This is a genomic window from Micromonospora sp. TSRI0369 (assembly GCF_001905625.1).
GTDB classification, from domain to species: domain Bacteria; phylum Actinomycetota; class Actinomycetes; order Mycobacteriales; family Micromonosporaceae; genus Micromonospora; species Micromonospora echinospora_A.
Genome location: NZ_LIVU01000015.1, coordinates 65,855 through 83,388, shown reverse-complemented (window position 1 = coordinate 83,388; position 17,534 = coordinate 65,855). Strand labels below are relative to the sequence as shown.

Below are 17,534 nucleotides of genomic sequence, written 5' to 3'. Positions count from 1 at the left end.
CCAGCCGCATCCGGACGGCGTTCGTTGCCGGGTGACCGCGCATACCGTTGCCGCCACGAGCCGCGGGCGGCGCTTCAGGTGGAGGTGCGTTCCCGCCACGCCCGCAAGCGGTCACGCAGCCAGTGGTAGCTGGCCTTGGGCGTACGGGATCCGGTGCCGTAGTCGACGTGGGCCAGACCGAAGCGGGGCCCGTACCCGCGGGCCCACTCGAAGTTGTCGATGAGCGACCAGTAGAAGTACCCCCGCAGATCGAGCCGGTCGTCGACGGCGGCCGCACGGGCCGCCGCCGCCAGGTGCCCGGCCACGAACGAGATCCGTTCCGGGTCCGGCTCGGGTCCGTCCCGCAGGTCGGCGCAGCCGTTCTCCGTCACGTACACGGCAGGCAGGCCCGGGTAACGGTCCGCGAGCCCGGTCAGGGTGTCGAACAGCCCTTGCGGCTCCACCGGCCAGCCCAGGTCGGTGGTGGGCAACCCGTCCGGCCGTAGCTGCCGGACCCCGATGTCGAACGCGCTGCGCAGCGCCGGGTCGGGTTGCTCGTACGGGGCGTCGGCGACGTGCACCCGGTAGTAGTAGTTGACACCGAGGAAGTCCAGCGGCGTGGAGATCACCGCCAGGTCACCGTCGCGGCGGAACGACAGATCGCTCACCCCGGCGTAGAGCCGCTCGAACCCGGGCGGGTACGCGCCGCCCAGCACCGGATCCGTGAACTGCCGGTTGAGCATGAGGTCCTGCCGATCCGCCGCCGCCCGGTCGGCCTCGGTATCGCTGGCCGGCACGGCGGGGGAGAGGTTGAGCGTGATGCCGACGCGCGACCGCGGGCCGGCGGCGGACCGGACTGCGGCGACCGCCCTGCCGTGCCCGAGCAGCAGGTGGTGGGCGGCGGCCAGGGCACCATGTCCTTCGGCGGTGCCGGGAGCGTGCCGGCCCTCCGCGTAGCCGACCATCGACGAGCAGTACGGCTCGTTCAGCGTGATCCAGTCCTGGACCCGGTCGCCGAGGACGCCCGCCACCGCGGCGGCGTACTCGGCGAACCACTCGGCGGTGTCCCGTACCCGCCAGCCACCCTCGTCCTCGAGCGCCTGGGGCAGATCCCAGTGGTACAGCGTGACGAACGGCCGGATGCCGTGCCCGCACAGGGCGTCGACGAGCCGGTCGTAGTAGTCGAGGCCTCGCCGGTTCACCGCGCCCCGCCCGGCCGGCATGACCCGTGGCCAGGCGACCGAGAAACGGTAGGCGTCCACGCCGAGGCCGGCCAGCAGGTCCACGTCCTCCCGCCAGCGGTGGTAGCTGTCACAGGCGACCGAGCCGGAGGTGCCGTCGTCGACGGCACCGGGGCGGCGGCAGAAGGTGTCCCAGATCGACGGCCCGCGGCCGTCCTCGTCGACCGCCCCCTCGATCTGGTACGCCGCGGTGGCGGCGCCCCAGCTGAAGCCGGCCGGCAGGTCCGGCAGGTCCGGCAGCTCGGGCAGGTCCGGCCGGGTTGCGGCCGCGGCGGCGCCTTCGGATGTGGTGGTCACCCCTTCACCGCCCCCTGCATGATGCCGTCGACGAGATGCCGGCCGAGGAGCATGAAGACGACGAGGATCGGCAGCGTGGCGAGCAACGTGCCGGTCAGCGTCAGGGTGTAGTCGGTGGTGTAGCCGCTGGCCAGTGCGGAGAGCGCCACCTGCACGGTCGCGTTGTTCTGCAGCACGACCAGCGGCCAGAAGAAGTCGTTCCACGCCTGCATGAAGGTGAACAGCCCGAGCACCGCCGCGGCGGGGCGGGCCGCCGGCAGGACGATGTGCCAGTACAGGCCGAACGTGCTGGACCCGTCGACGCGGCCGGCCTCCAGCAGTTCGTCGGGTACGGCGCGGCCGAGGTACTGGGTCATGAAGAAGACGCCGAACGCGGTTACCAGCCCGGGCACGATCACGGCGGTGAGGCGCCCGGTCCAGCCGAGGTCGGCCATCAGGATGTACAGCGGGATGATGCCGAGCTGGTGCGGCACCATCGAGGTCGCGATGGCCACGACGAGAAGCGCCTTTCGGCCTCGGAACCGCAGTTTGGCGAAGGCGAACCCGGCCAGGGTCGAGAAGAACACCACGGAGACGGTGATCGAGCCGCTGACGATGAAGGAGTTCAGCAGGGCTCGGCCGAAGTCGGTCGTGTCGAACACGCGCGCGATGTTGTCGAAGAGGTGCCCGCCGGGCACCAGGGCCGGCGGCACCTTCGTGACGGCGTCGCTGGTCTGCGAGGACACGACGATGGACCAGTAGAGCGGGAAGACCGACCCGGCCACGACCGCCAGCAGGGCGCCGTAGCTCCAGACCGAGCCCTTGCGTGGGTACCCGAAGCTCCGGCGCCGGTGGGACCGGCGTGGCGGCGGCGAGGGTGTGGTGCCGGTCTGAATGGGGTCCGCGAGGGTGGTCACGGCGTTCTCCTCAGTCCTCGTCCTTGGCGATGCGCCGGGTGAGCAGGAAGTTGATGATCGCGAAGATGGCGATGACCAGACAGAGTGTCCAGGCGACCGCCGAGGCGTAGCCGAAGCGGAACTCCCGGAACCCCTGCTCGTACATGAACAGGGCGACGGTCTGGAACTGCCGGTCGGAGCCGCCGGTGGGCGTCTGGGAGCTGGCGAACAGCAGGGGTTCGGCCATGATCTGCAGGCCGCCGATCGTCGAGATCACCGTGGTGAAGATGATCGTCGGCCGCAGCATCGGGACGGTGATCCGCCTGAACTGCTGAGCCTGCGACGCGCCGTCGAGGTCGGCGGCCTCGTACAGGTGGTGCGGAATCGCCTGCATCGAGGCGAGGTAGATGAGGGCGTTGTAGCCGGTCCACCGCCAGGCGACGATGAACGAGATCGCCAGGTGGGAGCTCCAGGTGTTGGCCTGCCAGTCGATCGGGCCGATGCCGACGAGGCCGAGCGCCCAGTTGACCATGCCGAAGTCGCGGCCGAAAAGCTGGGTGAAGACGATCGTCACCGCCACGATCGAGGTGACGTTGGGCAGCAGCACGCCCATCCGTAGCGCGGTGCGGGCCCGCAGCCGGTGGTTGAGCAGGTGGGCGATCCAGAGCGCGGCGAGCAGTTGCGGCACGGTGGACAGCACCCAGATGCTGAGTGTGTTGCCCAGGGCGTTCCAGAAGTACGCGTCCTGCAGCATCTCGCGGTAGTTCGCGAGGCCGACCCAGCGGTGCGACCCGGAGTCGAGCAGGTCCCAGTCATTGAACGAGACGTACGCCGTGTACAGCAGCGGGAACAGCCCGAACGCGCCGAACAGCAGGAAGAACGGCAGGATGTAGAGGTAGGGCGAGCCCTTGGTGTCGAGCCGGCTCAGGCCGGCCCGCCGGGCCTGGTGGAGGTAGGTGGCCATCGTCGATCCTTCGTCGCCGGGCGCCGCCGGCGGTCAGGGGCGACCGCCGGCGGCGCGGGTCGAGTTACTTGGCGAGGCGCTCGACGTCGCTGACCATCTGCTTCCAGGACTCGTCGGAGCTTTGCTTGCCCTGTTCGATGCGGACGAGGGCGTCGCGGATGGTGGTCTGCACGTCTCCGGCTCGCGGGCCCTGGTACTGGGGCTTGAGCTGCTTCGCCGCGGTGGTGAAGAGCTGGCCCACCGGTGCGTTGTTGAAGAAGGCGTCCTTGTACTGGGCGATGTCGGGCTTGTCGTACAGAGCCGGGATGGACGGCAGGTTGCCCCGCGCGGTGAACACCTTGGCCTGCTGTTCCGGGGCGGTCAGCCACGCCGCGAGCTTCTTGGCCTCCTCGATGTGCTTGCCCTGCTTGGGAACGGTGAGGTACGAGCCGCCCCAGTTGCCGCCGCCGCCCGGGACGCTCGCCACGTCCCACTTGCCGGCGGCGTGCTTCGCCTGGTCCTTGATCTTGGTCATCATCCAGGCCGGACACGCGATGGTGGCGAACTGGTCCTTCGCGAAGCCGTTGTTCCACTCCTGCGAGCTGCCGATCAGCTTGGCCGACAGGTTGCTCTGGATCGCCTTCACCGTCAGGTCCCAGGCCTTTCGGACATCGGGGCTGGTGCCCACGACGATGGCGTTGTCCTCGTTGTAGTACCCGACCGGGGCCTGGCCGATGATGGCGTTGAACAGTTGGCCTCCGCCATCGAAGAAGGCGCTGCCGGCCGGGGCCTTCGCCGCGTACCGCTTGCCGAACTCGATGTACTGGTCCCAGCCGCTGCCCCAGGCGGCCGACACCTGGTCGCGGTCGAACGGCATGCCGGCCTTCTCGAACAGGTCACGCCGATAGCAGATGGCCAGGCCGCCGACGTCGGTGCCGTACCCGACCTGCTTGCCGTCCTTGGCCAGCGACGCCGCCCACTTCCAGTCGAGGTACTCGGACTGGCGGTCCTTGCCCAGGTCGACGAAGAGGTTGCCCCGCTCGCGCATCTGCGCGATGAAGCCCGTGTCGACGCCCTCGATGTCGCCCGCGCCGGAGCCGGTGGCCAGGTGGGTGATCAGGTCGCGATGATGGTCGTTGTAGGCGGCCGTGCGCTCCTGGATCGTGATGTTCGGGTGCGACTTCTGGTACTCGGCGTACAGGTCCTGGTACCCGAAGTTGCCGAACAGGTTGACGTTCAGGGTGATCTTTTCGTTGCCGCCGCCGGAGCCTCCCTCGGTGCCGGTGCCACACGCGGTCAGCAGTACTCCGGCGGCCAGGGTGGCCGCCGCCAGTCGCAACAGTCGGTTTGGGTGCATGCCAGGGAACCCTTTCGTGCGATGTAACCGGTTACCTGAAACCGGTTACATTGTCGGCGAAGCGATGGTGGTGGGGGTGGGTGGAGTTGGATGAAGATCGGATGTCGGCCGAGTTGCGGGTGACCGCCGGCGAGCGTCTTTCCTGGGAAGTGTGAACGGGTTCGGCTAGGGGGTGTCAAGTTACAAAAAGGTAACGGTCGATGCGGGTTGACCGCGGACATCGCTGGCGCTACGGTCGTGAAACCGGTTACAGAGAAGGCACCACATTGACCACTATCAGGGAGTTGGCGCGCCGCTCCGGCGTGTCCGTCGCCACCGTGTCCCGCGTCTTCAACACCCCCGAGGTCGTCAGCCAGCACACCCGCCAGCGCATCCTCGACCTGGCCGCCGAGATCGGCTACCTGCCGAACGGGTCGGCCCGGACGCTCGCCACGAAGAAATCCAACATGGTGGGCCTGGTATGGGACACCGACCATCGCCGCCCTGGATGGCGCCACCCATTCCTGCAGGAGATCCTCGTCGCGCTCAAGACGGCGCTCAGCGCGCACGGGCTGAACCTGCTCATGCTCGCCGGCCACGACGCGGCGGGGCCCGACGACGGGCAGCGATACGTGCGCGCCGTCCGCCAGCACAACCTCGACGGCGCGGTCATCATCGACAACGGCACCCGGGACCCGGCCGTGCTCGCCCTCGTCGAAGCCCAGGTGCCGTGCGTCGCTCTCGACCTGCGGGTCGACGGCCCGACGTCGACCTACATCACCTCGGACAATGCCGGCGGCGCGGCGCTCGCCGTGCGCCACCTCGTCGAACGCGGCCACCGGCGCATCGCCACCATCACCGGCCCGCTGCGAACCTGGCCGGGAGCCGAACGGCTCGTCGGCTTCCGGGCCGCGCTGGCCGGGGCCGGCCTGCCGCTCGCCGACGGCCACGTCGTCGAGGGAGACTTCTATCTCGACGGCGGTCACGCCGCGATGGACCGGCTGCTCGCCCTCGACGACCGCCCTACCGCAGTGTTCGTCGCAGGTGACGAGATGGCTGTCGGCGCGATGCGGGCGGCCCAGGCGGCCGGCCTACGGATCCCCGACGACATTGCGATTGTCGGCTTCGACGACATCGAGGTGGCCGCGCTGATCCCGCCCGGGCTCAGCACCGTCGCCCAGAACAAGCCCGGCTTCGGCACGGCCGCCGCCGAGGCGCTGGTCGCCATGCTGCACGGCGGCGACGACCCGCCCAAGCCGACCGTGTTGCCGACGACGCTCGTCGTCCGCGGCACCACCTGACCCGAACCGCGCGACGTCGGCGCCGTCCCGCTCTGGATCGTGCTGCTGCTCGCGGTCGCTGTTGCCGGAGCCGCTGTCACCGACCCCGCAACCGGGCCTGCCTCGAGCGTCACACCCGTGCCTGGGCGAGGTCGCGGCCGGCGGTGGCTCGAATGATCCGGGGCCAGGTCCATGCGGCGCGCAGGATGAAGGCCAGAGGAGCGGGTCCCAGAGAACTCCGAAGTGGTCACGCGCATCGCTCCCCGCTTGACTGGTGTCGGCTGTTGTCTCGAAGCTCGCTGACGTCAGCCAACAGGGCTTCGACCCCGGCTGATCATGGGGACAGCCTGAATGATGACCAGGAGTCGTGGTAGACATACAGCCACCGCAGGTCGTGGTAGGTGTCGTACGGCCATACCGCCGCCGCCTGCGGCGCCAGGCCCTGCGTCGCGACGAAACCCAGCGAGACCAAGACGACGGCCTCGACCGTCGGAGATACCGCGGTCAGCAGCAGCAGGCCCACCAGTCTGCGGTCCGCGACCAGTACGCTGCCTCCCTTACCGTTGCCCTCTGCATGAAGATTTCCGCACATACCACACTCAAATGACGGCGTATCCCGCAACATCGCTACCGGTAGGAGCACCGAAGGGATCCGAGTGAGCTGTCCGGCGGCGAGCAGCAGCGCGTCGCCGCGGCCCGCGCGCTGATCACCCGACCGGCGGTGGTCTTCGCCGACGAGCCGACCGGTGCGCCGGGCCCAGGCCAGTCGGACCAGGCCGTCGCGGCACCGGGGGCACCGCCCTCCTCCCGACGACGGTCTTCGAGAGGGACCCGAACTCGTCGCCGGAGAACCGGCCACTGACCGCGCTCGGCGTGGACCCGGCGGGCTTCGCCGCCGCGAACCGGGCGCTCACCGTCGTCGCCGGCTCACTGGACGACGTGAGCGGCGACGACACTGCCGTCCTCCCGGCCTCGGCGAACCGGCAGCCGACCGAGCCGTACGCGCTGGTCTTCGCCGATGGGGAGCTGGTGTCGCTGCGCGTCGTCGCGGTCGTCACCGACGACTCGATCCCCGGCGACCTGCTACTGCCCCGATCCGTGGTGCGGGCACACGACCCCTTGGCGCTCACCTCCGCGGTGTACGTGCAGGACCGGATCGACCCTCCGATCGGAGCGCGGACCGTCGACGTGTCCCAGTGGGCGGCCGAGGCGGGCCGCGCCGAGGATCGCCTCGTCTGGCTCTTCACGCTGCTACTGATCGTTGTCTCGGCCGGCTACGGAGCCGTCGCGGTGGCGAACATGTTGCTGACGGCCGCCGCCGGCCGGACGGCAGACCTGCGGCTGATCCGGTTGGCCGGTGCGACCCGGAAGCAGGCCGTCTGGCTGGTCACGGCCGAGTCCGCCCTGGTGGTGCTGCTCGGCGGTGTTGTCGCGTTCGTCGGCCTGCTGAGCATCCGTGCCGGCCTCGCGAGCAGGCCGGCGTACCGGTCGATCTGGTGGCGCCGTGGTCCGTGGCCGACGGGGTGGTGGGGTGGTGGGGTGGTGGGGCTCTGCCTGTCCCTGGCGGTGCGGCGAGCGCGTTGCCGACCTGGCGGTCACTGCGCCATCGTCCCGCGCGGTCTCCCGTCGGCGTCGCCGGGTGAACCGGTGCCGACGAATGTCCGTCGGGGCAGGCCGAGCCGGTCGACCGCCGCGACGACCAGCTCCTCCGGTGTCGCGGCCACGTCCAGCACCACCCCGGGTTCGTCGGGCGTCAGATCCTCAAGGGTGGCCCGCTGGGAGTTGAGCAGACTGGCTGGCATGTAGTGCCCGACCCGCCCGGTCATCCGGGCCCGGATCAGCTCGGCCGGGCCGGCCAGGTGCACGAACTCCACGCTGGGCGGTCCCTGGCGCAGCACGTCCCGGTAGGAGCGCTTCAATGCCGAGCAGGCAAGCACCGTGGACACGCCCTCGGCGTGCCGGCCGGCCATCCAGGCCGCGAGGTCGCGCAGCCAGGGCCAGCGTGCCGCGTCGTCCAGCGGGATGCCGGCGCGCATCCGGGCCACGTTGGCCGGCGGGTGGAACTCGTCCGCCTCGGCGAAGACCAGTTCGGTCAACTCGCTGATCCCCTGCGCCACCGTTGTCTTGCCCGCCCCCGACACGCCCATCACCACCACGTGCCGGGTGGGCGGACGACGGTCACCAGTCATGGACCGTGCCGTCTTTGAGCCGGTTGAACGGCAGGTACGCCGGCTGGTACGGGAACCGGCCCGCGGCCTCCTCGTCGAGCTCCACGCCGAGGCCGGGCTGCTGTCCCGGGTGCAGGTACCCGTCGGCGAAGGTGAACGACTGCCGGAACACCTCGTCGGTGAGCGCCCCGTGCCGCATGTACTCCTGGATGCCGAAGTTGTGGATGGCCAGGTCGAGGTGGAGCGCGGCGGCCATGCCGACCGGGGAGATGTCGGTCGGCCCGTGGATGCCGGACTTGATCTGGTACTGGGCGGCGTAGTCGAGCAGCTTCCGCATGGCGGTGATGCCGCCGGTGTGCGTGACGGCGGAGCGCACGTAGTCGATGAGCTGTTCGCGGATCAGCGTCTGGTAGTCCCAGACGGTGTTGAAGACTTCGCCGATGGCCAACGGGGTGGTGGTGTGCTGCCGGACCAGCCGCAGCGCCTCCTGGTTCTCCGCCGGGGTGCAGTCCTCCAGCCAGAACAGGTCGTACGGCTCGAGCGCCTTGCCCAGCTTGGCGGCCTGGATGGGGGTCATCCGGTGGTGCCCGTCGTGCAGCAGGGGCAGCTCGGGGCCGAACTCGTTGCGAACGGCCTCGAAGACACCCGGCAGGTGCCGCAGGTACGAGCGGGTGTCCCAGTCCTCCTCGGCGGGCAGCGGCGTGCGCTGGGCCGGCTCGTAGTCGTAGCGCTTGCCGTCGGCGCTGGGCTGGGCGGCCACGCCGTAGACGGCGTTGATGCCGGGCACCGAGGTCTGCACCCGGATGGCGCGGAAGCCCTGCTCCAGGTGGCGGCGGATGGAGTCGAACAGCTCGGGCAGGTCCCGCCCGGAGGCGTGCCCGTAGGCCAGGATCCCGGTCCGGGAGGCGCCGCCCAGGAGCTGGTAGAGCGGCATCCCGGCGGCCTTGGCCTTGATGTCCCAGAGAGCGACGTCCACGGCCGCGATGGCGGCCATGGTGACCGGCCCCCGCCGCCAGTACGCCGAGCGGTAGAGGAACTGCCAGGTGTCCTCGATCTGATGCGGGTCGCGCCCGATCAGCAGCGGGACGACGTGGTCGGCCAGGTACGACGCGACGGCCAGCTCGCGTCCGTTGAGGGTGCCGTCGCCCAGTCCGGTGAGCCCCTCGTCAGTTGTGATCTTGAGGGTGACGAAGTTCCGGTCAGGGCTGGAGACGATGACGTCCGCGGCGACGATCTTCATGCCGATGCCTTTCTCAGGGGTGATGTCAGCGCAGCGTGCTGCCGGGCTGCACGTCGTTCAGGAGGGACAGTTCGTCGCGGCGTGGCAGGGTCTCCCAGTCGCCGTTGCCGCCGACGGCGAAGGCGCCCAGGGTGACCGCGCGGCGCAGCCGCCCGGCCAGGTCGAGACCGTCGAGGTGGCCGGAGAGGTAGCCGGCGGTGAAGGCGTCCCCCGCGCCGACGGTGTCCACCGCCGTCACGGGCACCGCCGCCGCGTGCCGCACGCCCTCCCGGGTGTACGCGCGGGCGCCGTCGCCGCCGAGCTTCACCAGCACCGTCGACACGCCCCGGTCCAGCAGCTCGGCGACCACGGTCGGCTCGTCCGCGCCCACCGTGCCGACCAGGTCCAGCTCGTCGGCGGAGGCGACCACGACCGAGGCGTGGCCGACGATGTCAGCGAGCGCGGCCCGCGCCGCGTCCCGGCTCCACAGTTTCGTCCGGTGGTTGACGTCGAGGCAGACCAGCGTCCCGGCCCGGGCGGCGGTCTCGGCCGCCCACCGGGTGGCCTCCCGGGCGCCGTCGGACAGCGCCGCGGTGATCCCGGTCAGGTGCAGCACCCGGGCACCGGCGGTCAGGGCGGGCCGCAGGTCCTCGACGGACACCGCCGAGCCGGCCGAGCCGGCCCGCTGGTAGGTCACCCGGGTCAGGTCGGCGGTCCGCCGTTCCAGGAACATCAGCCCGGCCGGGCGGTCCGGGTCGCGGACCACGTGTTCGAGGCGTACCCCCTCGGCGCGTAGCTGCCGGAGCAGGAACTCGCCGAGTTCGTCGGCGCTGACCCGGCCGGCGAAGGCCGCGCGGTGGCCGAGCCGCGCCACCCCGACGGCCACGTTGGCCTCCGCCCCGGCCAGGTGCGGGGTGAGCGCGCCGCCGGTGATGATGGGCGCGGCCGTGCGCAGCGACACCAGGGCCTCGCCGAAGGTGAGCAGGTCGACGGCGGTCATGACGCGGTGCCCGGGTAGCCGCCGGCGCGCGGGTGCGCGGCGGACGGGCGGGTGTCGCGCGGGTGGGCGACGGGAAGGCCGGCGGTGCTCATGCGACGGCGGCGAGGTAGGCGCGGGCGCGCTGGCGCAGGGCGTCGAGGTCGCCGCCGGAGGCGGCGTCACCGACCAGCGGGCCGCCGACGCCGACCGCGATCGCGCCGGCGGCGAAGTAGCCGGGCAGGTCGGCCAGGCCGACGCCGCCGACCGCCACGAAGGGGATGTCCGGGAACGGGTCGCGCACCGCCTTCAGGTACGCGGGGCCACCCACCGACGCCGGGAACAGCTTGATCGCCGACGCGCCCAGCCGCATCGCCGTGTACGCCTCGGTCGGGGTGAACGCCCCGGCGGCGACGGGCAGGCCGAGCCGCGCCGCCTCGGCGATCGACTCGACCACCGCGGGCGTCACCACGAACTGCGCGCCGGCCGCCGCCACCTCGGCGACGTCCGCGGCGGTGAGCACCGTCCCGGCGCCGACCAGGGAGCCGGCCGGCGCGACCGCGCGCAGCGCCTCGACGGCTCGCGCCGCGTCCGGCGTGGTCAGGGCCACCTCCACGACTCGTACGCCCTCCGCCAGCAGGGCGGTGCCGGCGGCGATCGCGCCCGCGGTGTCGGTCCCCCGGATGACCGCGAGAATCCGGGCGGCGGCGAGTTCGGCGACGAGATTGACAGTCATGTTGTTCACCATTCCGCGTAGGAGCCGTCGGCGTGCCGCCAGGTGGGGCTGCGCCAGGAGTGGCCGCGCTTGTCCGCCGCCCGCACCGCCTGTTCGTCGATCTCGATGCCTAGACCCGGCGCGGTGAGCCGCTCGACGTACCCGTCGACGAAGGTCAGCGGGGTCTTGTCGAGGCAGTAGTCGAGCACCTCGGCGCCGAGGTTGTAGTGGATGCCGATGCTCTGTTCCTGGATCAGGTAGTTGGGCGTGGCGAAGCCGACCTGCAGGCAGGACGCCAGGGCGATCGGGCCGAGCGGGCAGTGCGGGGCGAGTTGGACGTCGTACACCTCGGCCAGCGCGGCGATCTTGCGGACCTCGGTGATGCCGCCGGCGTGCGACAGGTCCGGCTGGGCGACAGCGATGCCGGCCTGCAGCACCGGCAGGAACTCCTGCCGGTTGTAGAGCCGTTCCCCGGTGGACACCGGAGTGGTCGTGGCGCGTACGAACTCGCCGATCAGGTGCGAGTTCTCCGGCACCACCGGCTCCTCCAGGAAGAACGGCCGGTACGGCTCGAGTAGCGGGGCGACCCGCCGGGCGGTGGCCAGGCTGAACCGGCCGTGGAAGTCGACGGCGACGTCCCGCTCGTCGCCGAGCACCTCCCGGGCGGCGGCCACCCGCTGGACCACACCGTCGAGCTCGGCGACCGAGGCGACCGGGCTCATCCGCCCGGACGCGTTCATCTTCACGGCGGTCAACCCCGTCTCGACGGCGGCGCTGATCTGGTCGCGTACCTCGGCGGGCTCGTCGCCGCCGACCCAGCCGTAGACCCGGATCCGGTCGCGGACCGGGCCGCCGAGCAGCTGGTGCACCGGGGCGCCGAAGTGCTTGCCGGCGATGTCCCACAGTGCCTGGTCGAGCCCGGCGACGGCGCTGGCCAGGATCGGCCCGCCCCGGTAGAACGAGGCCTTCGTCAGCACCTGCCAGTGGTCCTCGATCCGCAGCGCGTCCCGGCCGACCAGCAGCTCGCTGAGCTGCTCGACGGCGGTGCGGACGGTCTCGGAGCGGCCCTCGCAGGTCGCCTCGCCCCAGCCGACGATCCCGTCGACGGTCTCGACCCGGACGAACAGCCACCGTGGCGCGACGAGGAACGTCTCCACCCGTGCGATCGTTGTCATGGCGTCCTCAGCCCTTCGTGGCGCCGGCGGTGAGCCCGGAGACGATGTACTTCTGCACGAACAGGGCGATCACCATGATCGGCAGAGTGACCACGGTGGCCGCGGCCATCAGGCCGCCCCAGTCGATGCTGGCGTAGCCGACGAAGTCGAAGATCGCCACGGGCAGGGTCTTCGTGTCCGCGCCGGAGAGCACCAGGGCGAACATGAAGTTGTTCCAGGAGAAGATGAAGGACAGGATGCCGGCGGTCGCCACGCCGGGCACGGACAGCGGCAGGGTGATCCGCCGGAACGCGCCGATGTGGGTCAGCCCGTCGACCAGCGCCGCCTCTTCCAGGTCCTCCGGCAGGCTGTCGAAGAAGCCCATCATGATGTAGACGATCAACGGCAGCGACACGAACATGTGGCTGAGGATCAGCACGGTGTACCCGCCGACCATCTGCAGGTTCGAGAAGACGTAGTACCAGGGCACCAGGAGCGACACGCCCGGGATGATCCGGGCCATGAGCACCACGAGCGCTGACTTCTTCATGCTGAACCGGCTCATCGAGTAGGCGGCCGGTACCCCGAGGATGAGCGAGAAGAGCGTGGCGGCGAACGCCACCCACAGGCTGTTGCCGATGAACTGGACGTAGTTGGCCTGCTGGAGCACGTTGCCGTAGTTGTCCATGGTGGGCGAGAAGACGAAGGCCTTGCCGGTGTCGTAGATGTCGACGTTGGTCTTGAACGACGCGGCGATCATCCACAGCAGCGGCGCGATCAGCGCCAGCACCACGACGGCCAGGGCCACCGCCCGGAAGACCTTGAACGGCTTGCCCGGCTTCATCGGTCCAGCCCCTTCTTGCGGTAGGTCAGGGCCCACATCACCCCGATGATGATCAGGAAGAAGATGATCAGGACCGTCGATGAGACCCCGTAGTCGTTGTAGTCGAAGCTCAGCCCGTACGCGTAGACGTTGAGCGTCTCGACCTCGTGGAACGACCCTCCGCCGCGACCCTTCGTGGCGTAGAGGATGTCGAAGGTCTTCAGCGCATCGATGCCGCGCAGCAGGATCGCGACGATCACCGTGGGCATCAGCAGCGGCAGCGTGACGTGCCGGAACCGCTGCCAGGTGCTGGCGCCGTCGATGAGGGCGGCCTCCTGCGGCTCGTCCGACAGCGACGTGAGGCCGGCGAGCAGGATCAGCACGACCATCGGGGTCCACTGCCAGATGTCGATGAACATCGTCGTCGGCAGGGCGCTGTTCTGGCCGGACAGCCAGGGCTGCGGACCGATCCCGACCCAGCTGAGCACCTGGTTGGCCATGCCGATGGTGGGGTCGAAGATCAGCCGCCACATCATGCCGACCGCCACCGGGGTGGCGACCAGTGGAAGCAGGATGGCGACCCGGACCCAGCGCTCACCGCGGAACGGCCGCCACAGCAGCAGGGCGATCGCCATGCCGAGCGCCACCTCGACGGCGAGCACGACGCCGGTGAACAGGACGGTTCGCCACACCGCCGGCCAGAACCGGTCGGTGTCGGCGAGCACGTCGAGGTAGTTCTGGAACCCGATGAACTCGCTCTCGGCGCGGACCGAACCCTCGGCGTCGGTGAGGCTGAGGTATCCGGTCCACGCCACCGGAAAGATGATCAGCACGGCGACGAACGCCATGGCGGGGGCCGCGAAGAGCCATTTGCGGTGCGCGTTGGCCCAGCGCGACCAGCCCGACTCCGCCGGGGCCGGGCCGGCCTGCGACGGTCTGGTGACTGGTGTGGTGACGGCTGACATGAGGTCTCCGAGTGGTCAGGGCCGGGACCCGGTGCGGGGACGGCGGGGCCGGTCGGCCCCGCCGTCCCGCGGTCGGGTTACTTCGCCTCGTCGTCGAGGAACTTCTGGAACGCCTCGTTCGCCGCGTCCGCCGAGGCGGCCGGGTCCTTGCCGGTGATCGCGTCGACGATCGGCTGGCCGACGATCTCGCGCGCCTGGGCGACCTTCACGACCAGCGGGCGGTCGTGACCGACGCCGTTGGCGGTGCTGGCCGTGGTGGCCTCGGCGAGGTCCTTCGGGTAGGTGGCGATCGCCTGCGGGTTGGCCCAGACCGAGGCGCGTGCGCCGGGGACACCGGCCTCCTGCTGCGCCAGCGACTGCTCCTTGCCGGCCGCCCACTGGATGAACTTCCAGGCGTTGTCCTTGTTCTTCGACTGGTCGTTGATGCCCAGCGCCCAGGACGGGATGTTGTAGGGCTTCGAGCCGGCCGGGCCGGCCGGGAAGGGCGCGAAGCCGACGGTGTCGGAGACCTTCGACTTGGCCGGGTCGGTGGCGTTCTTGTAGAGCGAGTTGGCCTCGGTGTAGAAGGCCGCCTTGCCCTGGGTGAAGATCGCCATGGCCTCGGACCAGCTCATGTCGGTGCTGACGTTGTTCGGGCCGTGCTCGCGCAGCAGCCCGCCGTAGTAGGCGTACGCCTGCTTGGCCTGTTCGGTGTTGACCGCGGCCTTGCCGTTGGCGTCGACGAAGTCACCGCCGAAGCTGAACAGGAAGCTGGAGAACTGGGTGACGGCGGCGGCCTTGCCGGTGCGGGAGACGAAGCCCGCGACGCCCGGGTTGTCGGCCTCGACCTTCGCGGCCTGCGCCTTGAGCTCGTCCAGGCTCTTCGGCGGGGCGTCGAAGCCGGACTTCTTCAGCAGGTCCTTGCGGTAGTACAGCACCTCCGACTCGGTGATGATCGGCACGCCGACCACCTTGTCGTCGTACGTGGTGGCCTGCACCGGGGCGGCCTGGAAGTCGCTGAAATCGAAGGCGCTGTCCGACTTGGACCGCTCGGTCAGGTCGGCCAGGTACTTGTTCTTGCCGAACTGCTTGCCCTCCTGCAGGGGCCGGTACATCATCACGTCGAGGTCGCTGGATCCCGCGTTCAGCTTGACGTTGTACTGGTCGGACAGCTGGTCCTCACCGAGCTGGGTGACCTCGACCTTCAGGCCCGTCTGCTTCTCGAACTCCGGCAGCGCCTTCTTGACGTTCTCCGTCCAGACGTGGTTCACCAGCGTCACGCGCACGGTCTTCGACCCGCCGCTGTCCTCTCCACCGCCGCACGCGGCCAGGCCCATGGCGACCACCACGGCCAGAGACGTACCGATTATCGATCGACGTTGCACGTCATCTCTCCATTTCTCGTGGTCGCCGCCCCGGGGGAAGAGCGCCACAACGCTGTAACGTCCGCTTAACCACGGGATGCTAGGTCGAAAAAGCTGATTTATTCAAGGGGTTGACCGAACTGATATGATCCTTAGCGTGGAATCGCACTCCTCCGGGGGCGTCGGCACCCAGCCCGCTCCGCCCGAGGTCGGGCTGCACGCCCGCGTCCTCGAGCACCTCGGCACCGCCATCTGCGGCGGAGAGTTCGCCCCCGGGGCGGTCCTCAACATCGACGACCTGGTCGACCGGTACGAGGTCTCCCGCTCGGTGGTGCGCGAGGTGCTGCGTGTCCTGGCGTCGATCGGGTTCATCGAGACTCGCCGACGGGTCGGGGTGACGATCCGGCCCGCGCACGACTGGAACGTCTTCGATCCGCAGGTGATCCGGTGGCGGCTGGCCTCGGCCAGCCGGCTCGCCCAGCTGCGCTCCATCACCGAGCTGCGCACCGCCATCGAGCCGCACGCCGCCCTGCTGGCCGCCGACCGGGCCGGTCACGACGAGGCCAGCGACCTCGTCGGCCTGGCGGCGAAGATGTGGGCCGCCGGCAAGGCCGGCGACGAGGAGCGCTTCCTGCGCCTGGACATCGAGTTCCACCGCCGGGTGCTGCTCGCCTCCGGCAACGAGATGTTCGTCCGGCTGCAGGACCTGGTCGCCGAGGTGCTGACCGGCCGGCACAAGCACCACCTCATGCCGCACCATCCGCACGAGGAGGCGCTGCGCCTGCACGCCGAGGTGGCCCAGGCGATCCAGCGGCACGAGGGTGAGCGCGCCCGGCTGGCGATGGTGCAGCTCATGGAGCAGGCGTTCGAGGAGATGCGCTCCCTCTGGGAGCAGACCGCCGAGCCCGTGCGATTGATCTGATCCGTCGCTCGCCCACCCCGCTGGCCTGGTGGAGCGCGGACGTGCGGTGGCGGGGCGTCAGCGGCGTCCTGCCCCGGGGTAACGGCGTGGAACGGGTCCGCCGTCAATAGACGGCCGCGCATTGTATTCGGGGCGAACGCATTCCTGGTCGTCCCTGGGCGTGGCGATGATCGTGGCGGGGCTGCGGCCGAACCCGGTCTTCCCGGCCATCGGCCTGTTCGGTCTCGGTCTGACGTCGGCGCTGGTCAACACCCACCTGCTGGCGCTGGTGCAGGCCAAGGTCGGGCTGGAGCTGCAGGGGCGGGTGCTCGCCACCAACCTGATGCTCACGTGGCTGATGGTCCCGGTCGGCTTCCTCACCGCCGCACCGCTGGCCGAGCAGGTCTTCACCCCTCTGGTCTCCGGCACCGGGCCGGTCGCCGACCTGGCAGCCGTCCTGGTCGGCCAAGGCCCTGGACGGGGCATCGCGCTCACTGCGGTGGCCGCCGGCCTGTGCAGCCTGCTGCTGGCCGCCGTCGGCTGGTCGTACCGGCCGATCCGGCGGCTGGAGGACGAGCTGCCCGACGCCGACCCGGGAACGGTCATCGTGGCGGACAAGGATCGCATCCAGGACGAGGCCGACCGCCGGCTGGCCGAACTGGCCGACGCCGGCTACGGCTGACCGCGCACCGAGCCCGGCCCCGCCCTGACGTCAAGATCAACCGACGGGGCATGATGGGGTGTCACGCTCCATCGACCGGCCGTGGCACGTGTCCGGTCGGACCGGTCAGTAGCGACCGATGCTGTTCAGCGGGCACATCACGATGCGCGGCTGCCGCCGGGTCGAGCCACGGGAGTACGCCGACCAGGTCGGCGTGCGACAGGCTTACGCAGCCGGCGGTCGGGCCGGAGGGCGTCCTGCTGAACTCGTGCAGGAAAATCCCGCTGCCTGCGTTCGGCACCGGCTTCGGCACGTTCGGCGCCATGTTGTAGGTGACCACCGCGAAGTGCGTGTAGGCCGGCTTCTCCTTCCACAGCGCCTCGCTGTAACCGCCGGGGCTGATGGCCGTGTGCCGGAACGTGTTGTAGGCGGACGATTTCGGGTTCTCGTCCCACCAGTCGTCGGTGACGACCTGGTGGTACGGATATCTCACGCCCGGGTTCGCGGCGATGCCGGCTGCCGCCCCGACGATCAGGGATCTGCGTCGCATGCGGCAGATCCTCCCACCCGGCGCGTTCCGATGTCCCGCGCGGACCGACCGTTCGCCGGTCGCCCGGTTTCGTGGCCGGACCGGCAGGGGTAGAGGTGCACCGCCCGC

The 17,534-nt window shown here is 70.3% G+C and carries 17 protein-coding genes and 1 pseudogene; 4 read left to right on the top strand and 14 right to left on the bottom strand.

Annotated elements, in window-relative coordinates; genetic code table 11:
• Nucleotides 1-74: 74 nt before the first annotated feature.
• The 4 genes from AMK25_RS29820 to AMK25_RS29805 all read right to left on the bottom strand — a co-directional run bounded on the left by AMK25_RS29820 (nt 75) and on the right by AMK25_RS29805 (nt 4,692).
• Complete coding sequence (locus AMK25_RS29820; RefSeq protein ID WP_241826556.1) at nt 75-1,517, bottom strand: GH1 family beta-glucosidase; 1,443 nt, start codon at nt 1,515-1,517, stop codon at nt 75-77.
• Nucleotides 1,514-2,413, bottom strand: a complete 900-nt coding sequence (locus AMK25_RS29815) for a carbohydrate ABC transporter permease (RefSeq protein ID WP_073831691.1) — start codon at nt 2,411-2,413, stop codon at nt 1,514-1,516. Before AMK25_RS29815 ends, AMK25_RS29820 begins: the two co-directional genes overlap by 4 nt.
• 10 nt (nt 2,414-2,423) lie before the next feature.
• Nucleotides 2,424-3,356, bottom strand: a complete 933-nt coding sequence (locus tag AMK25_RS29810) for a carbohydrate ABC transporter permease (protein ID WP_030500465.1) — start codon at nt 3,354-3,356, stop codon at nt 2,424-2,426.
• A gap of 64 nt (nt 3,357-3,420) precedes the next feature.
• The gene (locus AMK25_RS29805; RefSeq protein WP_073831690.1) at nt 3,421-4,692 is read right to left on the bottom strand and encodes an ABC transporter substrate-binding protein; all 1,272 of its coding nucleotides are present in this window, start codon (nt 4,690-4,692) and stop codon (nt 3,421-3,423) included.
• Between the two features lie 266 nt (nt 4,693-4,958).
• Between AMK25_RS29805 and AMK25_RS29800 the strand changes: the two genes are divergently transcribed.
• Nucleotides 4,959-5,972, top strand: coding sequence for a LacI family DNA-binding transcriptional regulator (locus tag AMK25_RS29800; RefSeq protein ID WP_073831689.1), 1,014 nt, complete (start codon nt 4,959-4,961; stop codon nt 5,970-5,972).
• Nucleotides 5,973-6,285: 313 nt separating this feature from the next.
• On the opposite strand, the gene AMK25_RS29795 is transcribed toward AMK25_RS29800, so the two are convergent.
• A complete protein-coding gene (locus tag AMK25_RS29795) occupies nt 6,286-6,474 on the bottom strand; it encodes a hypothetical protein (protein WP_073831688.1) in 189 nt (62 codons plus the stop codon).
• A gap of 129 nt (nt 6,475-6,603) precedes the next feature.
• On the opposite strand from AMK25_RS29795, the pseudogene AMK25_RS29790 reads away from it, so the two are divergent.
• Nucleotides 6,604-6,702 (top strand): annotated as a pseudogene (locus AMK25_RS29790) (ATP-binding cassette domain-containing protein); the annotation flags it as partial.
• A gap of 844 nt (nt 6,703-7,546) precedes the next feature.
• On the opposite strand, the gene AMK25_RS29780 reads toward AMK25_RS29790, so the two are convergent.
• The 8 genes from AMK25_RS29780 to AMK25_RS29745 form a co-directional block, all read right to left on the bottom strand.
• Nucleotides 7,547-8,140, bottom strand: a complete 594-nt coding sequence (locus AMK25_RS29780) for a gluconokinase (protein WP_073831687.1) — start codon at nt 8,138-8,140, stop codon at nt 7,547-7,549.
• Nucleotides 8,130-9,359 carry a D-mannonate dehydratase ManD gene (gene manD / locus AMK25_RS29775; protein WP_073831686.1) on the bottom strand — a complete coding sequence of 410 codons (1,230 nt, stop codon included), beginning with the start codon at nt 9,357-9,359 and terminating at the stop codon, nt 8,130-8,132. The genes AMK25_RS29780 and manD overlap by 11 nt, the downstream gene beginning before the upstream one ends.
• Nucleotides 9,360-9,384: 25 nt before the next feature.
• A complete protein-coding gene (locus tag AMK25_RS29770; protein WP_073831685.1) occupies nt 9,385-10,338 on the bottom strand; it encodes a sugar kinase in 954 nt (317 codons plus the stop codon).
• A gap of 88 nt (nt 10,339-10,426) precedes the next feature.
• On the bottom strand, nt 10,427-11,050 hold the full coding sequence (locus AMK25_RS29765) for a bifunctional 4-hydroxy-2-oxoglutarate aldolase/2-dehydro-3-deoxy-phosphogluconate aldolase (RefSeq protein WP_241826555.1): 624 nt from the start codon (nt 11,048-11,050) through the stop codon (nt 10,427-10,429).
• Nucleotides 11,051-11,055: 5 nt separating this feature from the next.
• A complete protein-coding gene (dgoD, locus tag AMK25_RS29760; protein ID WP_073831683.1) occupies nt 11,056-12,204 on the bottom strand; it encodes a galactonate dehydratase in 1,149 nt (382 codons plus the stop codon).
• Nucleotides 12,205-12,211: 7 nt separating this feature from the next.
• The gene (locus tag AMK25_RS29755) at nt 12,212-13,027 is read right to left on the bottom strand and encodes a carbohydrate ABC transporter permease (protein ID WP_073831682.1); all 816 of its coding nucleotides are present in this window, start codon (nt 13,025-13,027) and stop codon (nt 12,212-12,214) included.
• Nucleotides 13,024-13,971 carry a carbohydrate ABC transporter permease gene (locus AMK25_RS29750; RefSeq protein WP_073831681.1) on the bottom strand — a complete coding sequence of 316 codons (948 nt, stop codon included), beginning with the start codon at nt 13,969-13,971 and terminating at the stop codon, nt 13,024-13,026. The genes AMK25_RS29755 and AMK25_RS29750 overlap by 4 nt, the downstream gene beginning before the upstream one ends.
• Nucleotides 13,972-14,048: 77 nt before the next feature.
• The gene (locus AMK25_RS29745) at nt 14,049-15,299 is read right to left on the bottom strand and encodes an ABC transporter substrate-binding protein (protein ID WP_198937713.1); all 1,251 of its coding nucleotides are present in this window, start codon (nt 15,297-15,299) and stop codon (nt 14,049-14,051) included.
• 172 nt (nt 15,300-15,471) lie between these two features.
• Between AMK25_RS29745 and AMK25_RS29740 the strand changes: the two genes are divergently transcribed.
• Together AMK25_RS29740 and AMK25_RS29735 are read left to right on the top strand one after the other, a co-directional pair.
• Entirely contained in the window at nt 15,472-16,236 is a 765-nt protein-coding gene (locus tag AMK25_RS29740) for a FadR/GntR family transcriptional regulator (RefSeq protein WP_227457566.1), read from the top strand.
• 166 nt (nt 16,237-16,402) lie between these two features.
• A complete protein-coding gene (locus tag AMK25_RS29735; protein ID WP_206744917.1) occupies nt 16,403-16,897 on the top strand; it encodes a hypothetical protein in 495 nt (164 codons plus the stop codon).
• A 61-nt stretch (nt 16,898-16,958) separates the two neighbouring features.
• Here the strand turns inward: AMK25_RS29735 and AMK25_RS29730 are convergent, their stop codons facing one another.
• Nucleotides 16,959-17,426 carry a L,D-transpeptidase family protein gene (locus AMK25_RS29730; protein ID WP_073831679.1) on the bottom strand — a complete coding sequence of 156 codons (468 nt, stop codon included), beginning with the start codon at nt 17,424-17,426 and terminating at the stop codon, nt 16,959-16,961.
• Between the last annotated feature and the right edge of the window lie 108 nt (nt 17,427-17,534).

Bases quoted from the DNA above. Each gene is read 5' to 3' on its own strand.
- AMK25_RS29805 (WP_073831690.1), bottom strand. From the start codon at position 4,692: ATGCACCCAAACCGACTGTTGCGACTGGCGGCGGCCACCCTGGCCGCC.
- AMK25_RS29770 (WP_073831685.1), bottom strand. From the start codon at position 10,338: ATGACCGCCGTCGACCTGCTCACCTTCGGCGAGGCCCTGGTGTCGCTG.
- AMK25_RS29810 (WP_030500465.1), bottom strand. From the start codon at position 3,356: ATGGCCACCTACCTCCACCAGGCCCGGCGGGCCGGCCTGAGCCGGCTC.
- AMK25_RS29755 (WP_073831682.1), bottom strand. From the start codon at position 13,027: ATGAAGCCGGGCAAGCCGTTCAAGGTCTTCCGGGCGGTGGCCCTGGCC.
- dgoD (WP_073831683.1), bottom strand. From the start codon at position 12,204: ATGACAACGATCGCACGGGTGGAGACGTTCCTCGTCGCGCCACGGTGG.
- AMK25_RS29780 (WP_073831687.1), bottom strand. From the start codon at position 8,140: ATGACTGGTGACCGTCGTCCGCCCACCCGGCACGTGGTGGTGATGGGC.
- AMK25_RS29750 (WP_073831681.1), bottom strand. From the start codon at position 13,971: ATGTCAGCCGTCACCACACCAGTCACCAGACCGTCGCAGGCCGGCCCG.
- AMK25_RS29735 (WP_206744917.1), top strand. From the start codon at position 16,403: ATGATCGTGGCGGGGCTGCGGCCGAACCCGGTCTTCCCGGCCATCGGC.
- AMK25_RS29730 (WP_073831679.1), bottom strand. From the start codon at position 17,426: ATGCGACGCAGATCCCTGATCGTCGGGGCGGCAGCCGGCATCGCCGCG.
- AMK25_RS29765 (WP_241826555.1), bottom strand. From the start codon at position 11,050: ATGACTGTCAATCTCGTCGCCGAACTCGCCGCCGCCCGGATTCTCGCG.
- manD (WP_073831686.1), bottom strand. From the start codon at position 9,359: ATGAAGATCGTCGCCGCGGACGTCATCGTCTCCAGCCCTGACCGGAAC.